Origin of the sequence: Sporomusa sp. (assembly GCF_035561155.1) — a bacterium.
GTDB lineage: Bacteria > Bacillota > Negativicutes > Sporomusales > Sporomusaceae > Sporomusa.
In genome coordinates this window covers 70,166-83,598 of sequence record NZ_DATMYD010000071.1, presented here as the reverse complement: position 1 = coordinate 83,598, position 13,433 = coordinate 70,166, and the positions used below count along the sequence as shown (strand labels likewise).

Sequence of the window (13,433 nt, the reverse complement as noted above, 5' to 3'; positions counted from 1 at the left end):
AATAATGGCTGCTCAACAATCCACGCTGTTTGCAGGTCTGGAAAAATACAGTGATGTTATGGTATCTGTGGCTATTATTACTATTGTAGTCATGATGATCATTCCGCTACCAACATTGCTCCTTGATCTGCTTTTGACACTGAATATTACCCTGGCTTTAATTATTGTGATGGTAGCTATCTATAATATAGAGCCGTTGGAGTTTTCGGTATTTCCATCACTCCTTTTAATAACTACTTTGTTTCGGCTGGCGCTCAATGTGTCTTCAACGCGCCTTATTTTGCTTGATGGCCATGCTGGTGAGGTCATCGCCGCTTTTGGTAATTTCGTAGTCGGCGGTAATGCTGTAGTTGGTTTTATCGTTTTTATAATTCTGATTATCATTCAGTTTATTGTAATTACTAAGGGCGCCGAACGTGTTGCCGAGGTTGCGGCTCGTTTTACGCTTGATGCGATGCCTGGTAAACAAATGAGTATAGACGCCGATCTCAATGCCGGACTTATTAGTGATAAGGAGGCCCGTGACCGTCGTAAGAATATTCAGCGGGAAGCCGACTTTTACGGCGCTATGGACGGCGCTAGTAAATTTGTTAAAGGTGACGCTATTGCCGCGATTATTATTATTGTGATTAATATTGTGGGCGGTTTTATCATTGGTATGCTACAGCGTAATATGGATGTTTTGCAAGCGCTGCAGACCTATACTTTATTAACAGTAGGCGAGGGATTGGTTAACCAGATACCCGCGTTGTTAATATCGACTGCTACCGGTATTGTAGTAACCCGAGCGGCCTCTGAGGCTAATCTGGGTAAGGATCTTACCAGACAAATCATCAATAACCCACGTGTATTCTTTATTGCCTCTGGTGTTTTGGGGCTGCTAGGTATAATTCCCGGATTGCCGGGAGTCCCGTTCTTCATGCTTAGTCTTATTACCGGTGGAGTTGGTTATACCCTGATCAGGACGCAACAGTCTGAAGTTCAGATGGAAATGTCCCAACAGGAAGAAAAAGAGAAAGAAGAAGTAAGAAAGCCGGAAAACATTATTTCTTTGCTGCAGGTTGACCCTATGGAACTGGAAATTGGCTATAGCCTGATTCCATTAGTGGATGTCAGCCAAGGTGGCGATTTGTTAGACCGGGTGGTTATGATTCGACGCCAGTGTGCTTTGGAGTTAGGACTTATTGTTCCAACAATCAGGATACGCGACAACATTCAGCTTAAGCCTAATATCTATGTAATAAAATTAAAAGGTATTGAAATTGCCAGGGGTGAATTAATGCTAGATCATTTCTTGGCCATGGATTCAGGGGCAGCTTTTGAGCCGGTACCGGGAATTGAAACTGTTGAACCTGCTTTTGGGTTACCTGCTCTTTGGATTCAGGAATCTTACCGTGAGCAAGCTGAACTTGCCGGATATACAGTGGTTGACCCGGTATCAGTACTGGCTACACATCTTACTGAAATTATAAAGTCACATGCTGCTGAAATATTAGGACGTCAAGAAGTTCAGACTTTAATTGAGTCTGTTAAGCAAAATAATTCAACAGTTGTTGATGAATTGACACCAAATCTCTTGTCGCTTGGCGAAATTCAAAAAGTGCTTGCTAATTTGTTACGTGAGAAAATTTCTATTAGGGATTTGGTAACAATCTTTGAGACGTTAGCGGATTATGCTCAGCTATCGAAAGACACAGAGATTTTAACCGAATATGTCCGGCACGCTTTGGCCCGTCAAATATCCAAGCAGTTTGTGAACAATAATATTTTAACGTGCCTGACTGTTGATCCACAGCTTGAAAATACGATTATTAACTCTGTACAGCGAACTGAGCAAGGTTCATACGTAGCGCTAGAGCCGCAAATGGTCCAATCCATTATCACTACTCTTACAAATGAGCTCCCCAAGCTTACCAATATGGGCTATCAACCGGTAGTGCTTACAAGCCCGGGAGCTAGATTATATTTTCGCAAACTAACAGAACGTGTAGCTCCAAATTTAACGATTTTATCATATGCGGAATTAAATGCGAAAATTGAAGTGCAGGCACTAGGGATGGTGAGATTGTAGTTTGAAAGTTAAATTATTTACAGCACAAAATATGGCTGAGGCAATGGCTCAAGTAAAGCAGGACCTAGGTCGGGATGCTGTTATTTTGCATACCCGCCGCTTTAAGAAAGGCGGGATTCTGGGTTTTTTTGGCAAAGAGATGGTAGAAGTCATGGCTGCGGTAGACTCGGCTGCAGCTACCATTGCCGAGAAAAAAATGCAGATAGCCTTGCCGCCCGCTACTGATGATACTCAATTAACTGCGCTCCAGCTCGAAATGTCCAATATGAGAAAGATAATGGAGCAAATGTTATGCCAACTACCTACAAAAGGTAAACAAACCTCACCACTCTTGGATTTATTGATAAAGAATGATATTGAACCGCTTATTGCCGCTAATCTAGTTAAAGGTCTGCCAGATGAGAAATCAATTGTCGGCAGTGATCAAAGTATTGTCCGTAAACTGCTGCTTGATCGAATTGTGAACTATTTGCAAAAAGTAGATGGTATTGATATATCGCCGTCAGGCTGTAAAACAGTCGCTTTGATTGGCCCGACAGGTGTTGGAAAGACTACTACAATCGCCAAGCTGGCTGCTAATTTTGCGTTAAAAGAAGGGTATAAAGTGGCGTTAGTTACAGCCGATACTTATCGTATTGCAGCTGTTGAACAACTAAAGATCTACGGCGATATTATGGGAATTCCTATTGAGATTGTGTATTCACCTGATGAGCTTAAAGCAGCCCTATATAGGCACAATGACAAAAATCTAGTTTTAATTGATACTGCCGGGCGTAGCCCTAGCAATCACTATCAACTGGCCGAGTTACAGGCTCTTTTGGCCGTTGATCCATATATCGAGACACACCTTGTACTGAGTACCACTACTAAATATAAAGATGCCTTAGAAATAGTAAATAAGTTTTCTGTTTGTTCTCCACAAAAGTTCTTGTTTACTAAAGTTGATGAAGCAAGTAACATCGGAACCATTCTTAATCTACTGTACCACTTTCCCACAACTGTATCTTATATGACTACCGGACAAAGTGTCCCTGATGATATTGAATTAGCTAGTTCTACTAAATTGGCAAATATGATTTTGAGGGATTAAAAAATGAGTGATCAAGCTGAAAGACTACGTCAAATGACACTAAATTCTTCGATCCCGAAAAGTCCTATTATTAAGCAAGGCCCTAAGAGCCGGGTAATTACAGTTACCAGTGGCAAAGGCGGTGTGGGGAAAACCAATTTTACCGTAAATCTGGCACTGGCTTTAGCGGCGCTTGGGCAGAGGGTATTGGTTATTGACGCCGACTTCGGGATGGCGAACGTTGAGGTTGTTCTGGGGTGTTCAGCCCCTTATAACATTCTTAATTTATTGGAAGATGGTCTCAATATTACTGATGTTGTTTCAGAAGGTCCACGCGGCATTAAATTTATGGCCGGGGGCTCGGGAATTTATCATTTGGCTAATCTTAGCGACGCCCATCTACAGCTTATAGTGGCTCAAATATCCTTATTTGATAATTGGGCTGATATTGTCCTAATTGATACAGGCGCCGGTCTTAGTCGGAATGTCTTGAATTTTGTCATGGCTGCCGACGAGGTTATTATTATTACGACCCCGGAACCTACAGCGATTACCGATGCGTATGCTATGATGAAAGCTTACGGGGGACAAAACGGTGTTGCGCCTCTTCGGTTAGTCGTTAATCGTATCTTGGATCTTGATGAGGGGCAAATGGTTGTTGACAAATTAATGCGTGTTTCCCAGCGGTTTCTTGATGTATCAATTAACAACCTTGGCTATGTATATGAAGATCGCAATATGATTAAAGCCGTTAAAAATCAAATACCACTTTTAATGTCGTTTCCAGAAGCCATATCATCCCGTTGTATTGAAAATATTGCCCAGCGTTTGCTCTATGGAGAAAATACTCAACGGCCTCGAGGCATGAGAGGTTTTTTTCATAAGTTTTTAGATTTTATGTCGTAGTTCCTCGAAAGTGAGGAGGGGGTTCTAATTAGTATTAAGTTTGAAGAAATTTTTAAAATTAATCAGCGTATTGAAGTTTTTGTACCTAGCCGTAGTGGGCTTGTTGAGCAATACCGTAGCCGGATTGAGGATATTAATGCGGACAATATGGTTATTGCAATGCCGATGACTAAAGGTTTGCCTGTTATGCTGCAACGTGGCGAAGTGTTTTTTGGTCGGGTAGTGTCAAATTTCTCGGCTTTTGAGTTTACTAGCTCTTTAATTGCCAAACAACTCCAACCACTGCCTGTGTGGATTATTGCTGCTCCTTATAACCTGAAAAAAATTCAGCAAAGAGCTTTTGTCAGGGTTGACGCGGCTTTACCTGTACAAATTACTGAAATTGTCGACGGTAAAGTAGTTGAAGATACGATAGTAAATGCAGTAACCAAAGATATTAGCGGCGGTGGTTTACAAATAGCTACTACCCGTCTCTGGCAGATTGATACTGAATTAATGGTGACAGTGAATTACCCTGATATTGGACCACTTACACTAAGAAGTAAAGTTATGAGAATACAGCAGCCCCAACCTGACCGGACGGTATTTTGGGTTGGTATTAAGTTCCTTGAGATTAGCGAAAGAGACCGTGGTAATATTATTAAATTTATTTTTAAAAAGCAGCTTGAGCAGCGCCGTAAAGGCCTGGAATGACTTTATGGTATTGGTGGTGAGTTTATGATAAAAGTACTGGTTGTTGATGACTCAGTATTTATGCGTAAGCTATTAAGCGATTTGTTTGCAGCTGAAACTGATTTTGCCGTTGTTGATACTGCTCGTAATGGCAAAGATGCGATTGACAAAGTAAAGCGCCTTAAACCCGACTTAATTACCATGGATGTTGAGATGCCGGTTATGGATGGTATTACAGCGTTGGAGCTCATTATGAAAGAATGTCCAACACCAGTAGTTATGATTAGTAGTTTAACTCAAGCAGGGGCTGAAGCTACCCTGCGGGCCCTTGAGTTAGGTGCTGTTGAGTTTGTAGCTAAAACTGCTGGACCAATTTCCAACATCTCAGGGATAAGAACTGAAATATTGAGTAAATGCCGGGCGGCTGTGAAAGCCAATGTTGCTCAGCTCATAAAAACGCAGCCGATTAGTGTTCTAAATGCACCGTTTAAAATGTCCGCGCCTACAGGCTTGCTGGCAGATGAACGGATTGTCGCTATAGGTACTTCTACAGGAGGACCGCGTGCTTTACAAGAAATTATTACTAAACTCCCAGGAAATATCCCCTGCGGGATTGTAATTGTTCAGCATATGCCACCAGGTTTTACTAAGTCACTGGCTGAACGCCTAAACTCCTTGTCTTCTGTTACAGTTAAAGAAGCCGAGCATAATGATACTATTCGCCCAGGCCTTGTATTGATTGCGCCAGGAGATTACCACATGATGGTAGAAAGAGAAGGGGGTAAGGTAGTTGCTAAGCTTAACCAGAATCCTCCGCTTGGCGGGCACAGGCCGGCAGTAGATCCCATGATGGAATCGGTAGCCCGTATCTTTGGCAGTAAGGCAATTGGTGTTATTTTGACCGGAATGGGTCATGACGGAGCTAAAGGAATCCAGGCTATCAAGCGTCAGAACGGTCAGACTATAGCTGAAGATCAATCGACGGCAGTTGTGTTTGGAATGCCAAAATCTGCGATTGAAATGGGTGTAGTCGATAAAATAACGCCTATTACAGGTGTAGCCGCTGAAATACTTAAAGCTTTAACCAAGCAGTAAACATAAAATGTATACGGGGGTGTGACAGATGGACATTAGTCAATATATGGGGATGTTTTTAGAAGAGTCGCGCGAGCATTTACAGACACTAAACAATTGTTTGCTTGATCTCGAAAATGATCCGGGAAGTTTGTCGGTGCTTGATGAAATATTTAGAAGCGCTCATACCATAAAAGGCATGTCTGCGACAATGGGATTCACTACGATTGCTGAGCTTACCCATGAGATGGAGAATGTTCTTGACTTGCTTCGCAAAGGAACATTGCCGGCCAACGATGATATTACGGATACCTTATTCAAATGTGTTGATACACTAGAGCAATTGGTAGAGAATGTAGCCTCAAACTCAGATAATCCTATTGAGATTAAGCCGCTTATTTCCAAACTTACAGCTATAGCCAGAGGGGATTTTTCTGCGGCTCCTAAAAGCCAGGCAGCGCTGCCTGTAATAGACCAATCAGAAGCAGAAGTTACCTCAGTGGACCCCATAAAACTTGATGATACCGAAATTAATGTTGTTAGGGCTGCAAAAAAGCAAGGCATGGAATGCTATGAGGTTCATATAGACCTGCGAGCAGGATGTCTGCTTAAATCGGCCAGAGCCTATATGATTATGAATGCCTTAGAGGAACTCGGCGAAGTCATTAAAAGTATACCCGCTGTTGATGACTTAGAAAAAGAAAACTTTGACTATAGTTTTCAAGTTGTCATTGTGACTGGTGTTGATTCTGAAAGAATTGAGAGTACTGTCACTAGTATTTCAGAGGTTGAGAATGTTACGGTTGTTTCATCGGTAATTTCGGATATTGTACAAAAATCACTGCAAAACGCTATTTCACAATCAGAAAGCGCGGTAAGCAGTGAGAAAAAATCTGCTAGAGATAAAACGGAAAAGCCGTCGGTTAATGAGAATAACGTCCATGTAGCCGACAAAAAACTTAAAAGCGGTCAATCGGTAAGGGTGGATATTGATAAGCTGGATAGCTTACTCAATCTTGTTGGTGAGTTAGTTATTAATAAAACTAGGCTGGAACAAATAGGTCTAACGCATCGGCTTGCTGAACTTGTCGAGACTATTGAACAAATGGATAGGGTAACTACTGATTTACAAGCAGTAGTTATGAAAGTCCGGATGGTCCCGGTTGGCCAAGTATTCAACCGTTTTCCGCGGATGGTTCGTGATCTGTCGCGTGAGTTAAATAAAGAGGTTAACCTTATAATTCAAGGCGAAGAAACAGAACTAGATCGTACGGTTATCGATGAAATCGGCGATCCATTGGTACATCTTTTAAGAAACTCTATTGATCACGGTATTGAGCAGCCCGCTGAGCGGCAGGCTAAAGGTAAAAATCCGGTCGGAGAAATTCGCCTAATTGCCCGCCATGAAGGTAATAACGTTATTATTATGGTTGAAGATGATGGTAAAGGCATTAATGCGGATATTATCAAACAAAAAGCGCTGGAAAAGGGCCTTATCACTCAAGCTGAGGCAGATAAATTTGAACCGTCAGAAGCAATCAGGTTAGTATTTTTACCTGGGTTTTCCACTGCTGACACTGTTACTGATGTCTCAGGACGTGGAGTAGGGATGGATGCCGTTAAGACTAAGATTGAATCCTTGGGTGGTATGGTAGATGTTGAGACAAAAATTAATGAAGGCAGTAAGTTCAAGATTCGGCTGCCGTTAACACTAGCAATCATTCAGGCCTTACTAGTAAGAGTGTGTGATGAGATTTATGCCATCCCACTCGGCGCAATCGACAGCACGATTAATATCACACCTGAAAATATTAAAACGATCCAAAACCAAGAAGTTATCCTGCTTAGAGGACAAATTATTCCCATAGTGCGGTTAGCAAATGTGCTTAATGTGCCTGATACCTGCGTTCATAATCAGGATGAATTATTTGTAGTAATTGTCCATATGGGTGAGCATCGTGCCGGGATAATTGTTGACACACTTATTGGGCAGCAAGAAATAGTAATCAAATCTATGGGCAAACTGTTGGCTGGTATTAAGGTTATCGCTGGCGCAACAATTTTAGGTAACGGTCAAGTAGCGCTTATCCTGGATGTTGGCGCATTAAAGCAATAAGCAGGAGGGAGAAAAATATGTCTGAAGTAACGTATTCCGGCAATGAAATCCAGTTAGTAGTATTTAAACTGGGGCGCGAAGAGTATGGTGTCAGTATCCTGCAAGTCCAGGAAATTAAGCGAATGACTGATATTACCCGGGTGCCACACTCACCTGACTATATTAAAGGTGTAATGAATTTGCGTGGTAGTGTACTGCCAGTTATTGATTTAAAGAAAAGATTAAATTTGCCTCCGCAGGACTATACAGATGATACCCGCATTATTATTGTAAAAGTTGAGGATATAACGATTGGCATGATTGTCGATGCTGTGTCAGAAGTAACTACAATTGATCAAATGAGTATTGAGCCGCCTCAAGCAGTAGTAGGAGGTATTGCTGCTGACTATTTAAGCGGTGTAGGTAAAATGGAAAATCGGCTTTTAATTTTGCTTAACGCTGATGCGATAATTGGTATAGGCCAGGAAGTTAAAGCTGGCTAATATTTAGCTACTGATGTTAAAGGGGTGGAGAGATTTGTCTGAAGATATATTGAAACTTTCACCATTGCAATTAGATGCGCTGAGGGAAATTGGCAATGTCGGAGCCGGCAATGCAGCAACAGCCTTGTCCCAACTCATTAATCAAAAAATTGATATGACAGTACCTGAGGTATCAATTTTGCCTCTAGGTGAAGTGCCTGAGGTGGTGGGTGGCCCTGATGCAATGGTCGCTGGCGTCTATCTTAGAGTTTTTGGCCCAGCGCCTGGCAGTATTTTATTCCTCCTTCCCCGTGACAGCGCCTTCTACCTGGTTGATATGTTAATGGGTCGCAGTCAAGGCGAAACTCAACTCCTGAACTCCATGGATGAATCGGCTTTAATGGAAATTGGAAATATATTGGCAGGCGCTTATTTGAATGCTTTATCCTATTTTACCAAGTTGACCTTGTTGCCATCTATTCCTGCATTGGCGATTGATATGGCTGGAGCTATCTTAAGCGTTATTTTGATTCAGTTAGGGCAAATGGGTGACCATGCACTGGTCATAGAGACTGAATTTACCACTGATAACGACGGCGTTAAAGGACACTTTTTCCTTATTCCTGACCCTGGTTCCCTCAATACAATTTTGACGGCAATTGGGGTGAAGGAATAATGGCTGAACTAATAAAAGTTGGAATGGCTGATTATAAGGTTGGGCGTAATCCCGGCAGCTTAATCAGTTATGGGTTAGGGTCATGCGTGGGAATTGCTTTATTTGATCCGGTGGCAAAAGTTGGTGGTTTGGCCCATATTATGTTGCCTGATAGTACGCAAGCCCGCTCTGCTGATAACCAAGCGAAGTTTGCTGACACTGCTTTGCCTTTGATGCTTAGTGAAATCATTAAGATGGGCGCGCTCAAATCACGTATTACAGCTAAAATTGCCGGCGGTTCACAGATGTTTACGTTTACTAATACTACTGACATTATGAGAGTAGGTGAACGTAATGCTGAGGCGGTACGTTCAGTACTTAAAAAGCTGGAAATTAGAGTAGTTGCCGAAGATACTGGCGGCAACTATGGACGTACTGTAGAATTGAAGCTGGATACCGGCATTTTTCGAGTTAAAACTATCGATAAAGGTGAAAAGGAACTATAATTTTGGAGGAAGGACTATGACGCTAAAGTTGCGGATTGGCTTATACTTGGCGCTTGTTGCTGGCATTTTAACCATATTGGTAGGTGCCATGAGTAGTGTTACGCCAGCTGTTATTTTATACCGGACATTAGTATCTGTAGTCCTTTTTGCGGTTTTAGGACATACATCTGCTCAATTTGCCGAGCGTTACTTCCGGGAGAAACTTAACGAAACAGAGCCTAAAGGTAAACATATTGATCTAGTTAGTTTTAATGAAAATGGGGATGACTTACCGGATTCTGAATTTAAGCCCCTGAATCCTGAACATTTTGAAAATATAACACTAACGCAAAAGTAGGATGGAGAGGTAAGCGCTAATGCCAGGTAATGACGCTGAACAGAAGGCTGCTAACACACTCAAGCTTTGGCGGGAATATCACAGTAACCGAAACCCGGAGATTCGGGAAAAGCTTATTGAAAACTATCTGCCATTAGTTAAGCTGGTGGCGGGGAGGATTGCAGTTAGTCTTCCTCAGCATGTAGATAAGGATGATTTAATTAGTAACGGCTTTTTTGGACTTATAGAATCGATTGAACGTTTTGATCCTGATCGTGGGGTTAAATTCGAGACTTATGCAGTAGTACGTGTTCGGGGAGCTATCCTGGATTCGCTGAGAGCCCAGGATTGGATTCCGGCTACAATACGGCAAAAAGCCAGGCAATATGAACAGACTATGGCTAAGCTGGAGCATGTGCTCGGTCGCTCAGCAAGCGATGAAGAAATTGCTATCGCAATGAAAATTTCGCTTAGTGAGCTACATACGCTTATCAATCATTTGAATACAAGTACACTTATTCCATTAGAGGAGTTTGCCAGAACAGAGACAGCTTCGCAACACACGCCAAATCCTTCCCAACACCTTGAAGAAGAAGAAGTAAGGCTCATGCTGGCTAGAAGTATAGACAAATTACCGGAAAAAGAGCGTTTGGTAGTTAGTCTCTATTATTATGACGGACTAACGTTAAAAGAGATAAGCCTTATATTAAAATTGTCTGAAGCGCGTATTTCGCAACTCCATACTAAAGCCATCTTCCGGTTGCGCGGCGCTCTATCGAGACTAAAGTCCAGTCTTATTTGAGTTATATTGATGTTTAATCATCTCTGGTATTGAGAGGGGGGTTTTACGTATGAGTTCAGATGAACGCTTTTTAGAACAGGCAGACGATAACATTAGTTCACTTGACGGATATTTTAATATTTCAGCAGATGACCAGGGTGTTCATTTATCTGTCTATCCCCCGCAAGGTGCAGGCCAGCCGGTAAGAGTTCCACAGATTATTGAGAATTTGGTAGAACGCGGGATTAGCAAAATGGACAACGCTTTGCTTATACGTGTTGTAAAAGAAGCTTTAGGAACTCCTGTAAAGGTTGCGGATAAGCCGGTCGAAGTAGAACCAGAAATTCAAATTCTAGTGGCTCGTGATAGGATGGAAGCTACACTACAAGCAAATCTACCCAAGGGATGCCGTCCGATAAACATTGGTGAAGTTATGAATAAGATTAAGCAAACTGGTATAGTGTATGGAATCGACAGTGCGGCAATTGAATCAGCGATTGCTCGGCCTGGCAGCACGGTAGTGTGTGCAAAAGGGTTACGGCCTGTTGACGGGGTTAATGCCTTTATTACATATCATATTGATTTAGAAAGCAAAGGACGTCCTGTCGAGTTAGAAGATGGCCGGGTTGACTTTAAAAATCTTAATATGTTTACCACTGTTCTAAAAGACGAGTTGTTGGCAGAAAAGATACCTCCTACACCAGGAACGGTCGGTATGGATATCTTAGGGAATGAAGTGCCGGCTAAACCAGGAAGAGATTTAGTGTTGCCGATAGGAAAAAACGTGTATGTTGTTGAAGGACTAAAAGTACATGCTGGACAGGCTGGTCAGCTTGTTGTTGTTAACAATAAGGTAAACGTAATACCCGTTATTGAGGTAAAGGGGGATGTTGATTTATCTACCGGCAATATTGAGTTTGTTGGCAGTGTACTAGTTCAGGGGTCGGTTCAAACTGGCTTTACCGTTAAGGCCGAAGGCAATGTAGAGATTACCGGCAATGTCAGCGGTGGGATTGTTGAAGGCAAAAATGTTGTTGTCCGGATGGGGATTCAGGGTATGCACCGGGGGTACATAAAAGCCACAGAAAATGTAGTAGCAAAATATATTGAGAATGCCACAGTTTACGCTGGAAAGGACGTTATTGTCAGCGACGTTATTTTACATAGCAAAGTAAGTGCCGCTAAACGGGTAATCATCGAAGAACGCCGCGGTCTGATAGTGGGCGGACAAATATCAGCTGGTGAGGAAATCAGAGCAAAAACTGTCGGTACTGGCTCAGCAACTAACACTGATATCGAAGTCGGTGTAAATCCTCAAATGCGTGAAGAGTACCAAGAGTTACGGAAAGAAGTCAGAAAAATCGAATTTAATCTTGAACAAACCCAGAAAGCACTAACCATACTACGAGCTATGAATCAGAACTCTTTGCCGCCAGAGAAACATGAAATGTTGCTTAAACTAACTAAAGCCCAATTTCACCTAATTGGGCAAATTGAAACTATGCGCAATCGAATTGCAGAAATCGAACTTGCATTGGAAGAAATGCGCTACGGACACATTAAAGTTTCTGATATTGTATATCCAGGAGTTAAACTGGTCGTGGGAACACTAGTAAAGCCAGTACGTGATCCTATCAAATTTGCTACTTTTTATGCTGAAGACGGGGAAATTAAAACAGGTTCTTATAAGTAACGACGAATCTACCAATCAGCTTAAATTTATGATTGGGCGGTGATTGTAGTGAGCATCAGATCAATTGATATGCAGGTGCTTATTCCAAGAGCGACAGAAGCTCAAAAACACCAGAGTAATATTGTCCAACAAGGTGCGTTGCAACAGCAGCAGTTTGCCGAACAAATGCAAAAAACGGCAGAGGTAAGGCAGCATCAGGTTCAAGACATAGTAAAAAGCCAGGGCGGTAAAGTGAAACGTGATGAGACAAAAGATAACCCTCCTTCTAATAGCTATCCGCGGAAAAACACTGCCGCAAACCAGGTAGAGACTGCTGAACAAGAGAATGCAGAGAACACTGTTATAGGTCAGGATCCTATACTTGGCCATATTATTGATATAAAAACGTAACTGCGAGGTGCTGTTTTTGCTTACCGGCGTTATTGTTTCAATACTTGCCGTACTCCTTTTAGCTTTTTTTCTGCTATATAAAAAGGAAATGATTATAAAGATGTTTGCCTTAAATATATCTGCTCCAGCTAATGAGTTTACTCAGCAACTTGAACAAACTGCCGATTTGGTAGTTAAGCGGCTGGAGGATGAGGCAGCACAGCTTGAGGTGTTATTAGATGAAGCTGAGGCAAAGATTGGCATGCTCAGCCGGCAAGTTGAGCATGCCACTAAAGTTATTGAGCAATTAATCGAATTAGAAAATAAGCAGGTTGCCATGACTGAGCGAAATCAAGTTAACTTACCTGCTATCGAGATTAATGATAGACCGATAGCTTTAAGTCAATTTGAAACGGTCCAACCTTTGGATAAAGCGGGCATAACTGATAAGAAGTCAGTGACTAATGAGTCGCTGAATATCGAAAAACACCGCCTCATTATTGCCATGGCTGAGCAAGGTTATAACGTTACTGAGATTGCTAAGGCTACTGGTATGGGGAAAGGTGAGATAATGCTTCTTTTACAGTTGCATAAAAAATAGGTCTATTGGCATAATAAAAAGCGAAAAACAAGAATTTGTACAAGACTGTGACTTGTTATCGAGAGCTAGTTATGCTATACTAATTTTTGGTGTTATCACTCACGCAATCTAATTTTGCTACTGTGCCAAATTGGTGAAGGCAA

14 protein-coding genes are annotated in these 13,433 nt (G+C 41.9%); all 14 read left to right on the top strand.

The genetic code is table 11. From position 1 onward, the window contains the following. The first annotated feature begins 4 nt into the window (after window positions 1-4). The 14 genes from flhA to VN447_RS08435 are packed head-to-tail and all read left to right on the top strand — an operon-like array spanning window position 5 to window position 13,290. A complete protein-coding gene (flhA, locus tag VN447_RS08500) occupies window positions 5-2,071 on the top strand; it encodes a flagellar biosynthesis protein FlhA (RefSeq protein ID WP_325524671.1) in 2,067 nt (688 codons plus the stop codon). 1 nt (window position 2,072) lies between these two features. Next, entirely contained in the window at window positions 2,073-3,161 is a 1,089-nt protein-coding gene (gene flhF / locus VN447_RS08495; protein ID WP_325524669.1) for a flagellar biosynthesis protein FlhF, read from the top strand. Between the two features lie 3 nt (window positions 3,162-3,164). Next, window positions 3,165-4,046 carry a MinD/ParA family protein gene (locus tag VN447_RS08490; protein ID WP_325524668.1) on the top strand — a complete coding sequence of 294 codons (882 nt, stop codon included), beginning with the start codon at window positions 3,165-3,167 and terminating at the stop codon, window positions 4,044-4,046. Between the two features lie 27 nt (window positions 4,047-4,073). Continuing rightward, a complete protein-coding gene (locus VN447_RS08485; protein ID WP_325524925.1) occupies window positions 4,074-4,739 on the top strand; it encodes a flagellar brake protein in 666 nt (221 codons plus the stop codon). A gap of 24 nt (window positions 4,740-4,763) precedes the next feature. Then, window positions 4,764-5,813, top strand: coding sequence for a chemotaxis response regulator protein-glutamate methylesterase (locus tag VN447_RS08480; RefSeq protein WP_325524666.1), 1,050 nt, complete (start codon window positions 4,764-4,766; stop codon window positions 5,811-5,813). Window positions 5,814-5,841: 28 nt separating this feature from the next. Continuing rightward, on the top strand, window positions 5,842-7,908 hold the full coding sequence (locus VN447_RS08475) for a chemotaxis protein CheA (RefSeq protein ID WP_325524664.1): 2,067 nt from the start codon (window positions 5,842-5,844) through the stop codon (window positions 7,906-7,908). Window positions 7,909-7,925: 17 nt separating this feature from the next. Then, window positions 7,926-8,390, top strand: a complete 465-nt coding sequence (locus VN447_RS08470; RefSeq protein ID WP_325524663.1) for a chemotaxis protein CheW — start codon at window positions 7,926-7,928, stop codon at window positions 8,388-8,390. A 34-nt stretch (window positions 8,391-8,424) separates the two neighbouring features. Continuing rightward, window positions 8,425-9,045, top strand: a complete 621-nt coding sequence (locus VN447_RS08465) for a chemotaxis protein CheC (RefSeq protein WP_325524662.1) — start codon at window positions 8,425-8,427, stop codon at window positions 9,043-9,045. Beyond that, entirely contained in the window at window positions 9,045-9,530 is a 486-nt protein-coding gene (locus VN447_RS08460; RefSeq protein ID WP_325524660.1) for a chemotaxis protein CheD, read from the top strand. The genes VN447_RS08465 and VN447_RS08460 overlap by 1 nt, the downstream gene beginning before the upstream one ends. A 16-nt stretch (window positions 9,531-9,546) precedes the next feature. Next, entirely contained in the window at window positions 9,547-9,867 is a 321-nt protein-coding gene (locus VN447_RS08455) for a hypothetical protein (RefSeq protein ID WP_325524659.1), read from the top strand. A 19-nt stretch (window positions 9,868-9,886) separates the two neighbouring features. Continuing rightward, on the top strand, window positions 9,887-10,648 hold the full coding sequence (locus VN447_RS08450; protein WP_325524657.1) for a FliA/WhiG family RNA polymerase sigma factor: 762 nt from the start codon (window positions 9,887-9,889) through the stop codon (window positions 10,646-10,648). Window positions 10,649-10,697: 49 nt separating this feature from the next. Next, window positions 10,698-12,320, top strand: a complete 1,623-nt coding sequence (locus VN447_RS08445; RefSeq protein ID WP_325524656.1) for a FapA family protein — start codon at window positions 10,698-10,700, stop codon at window positions 12,318-12,320. Between the two features lie 48 nt (window positions 12,321-12,368). Next, window positions 12,369-12,710 carry a hypothetical protein gene (locus VN447_RS08440; RefSeq protein WP_325524655.1) on the top strand — a complete coding sequence of 114 codons (342 nt, stop codon included), beginning with the start codon at window positions 12,369-12,371 and terminating at the stop codon, window positions 12,708-12,710. A 16-nt stretch (window positions 12,711-12,726) separates the two neighbouring features. Continuing rightward, window positions 12,727-13,290, top strand: a complete 564-nt coding sequence (locus VN447_RS08435; protein ID WP_325524653.1) for a DUF6115 domain-containing protein — start codon at window positions 12,727-12,729, stop codon at window positions 13,288-13,290. Window positions 13,291-13,433: the final 143 nt, after the last annotated feature.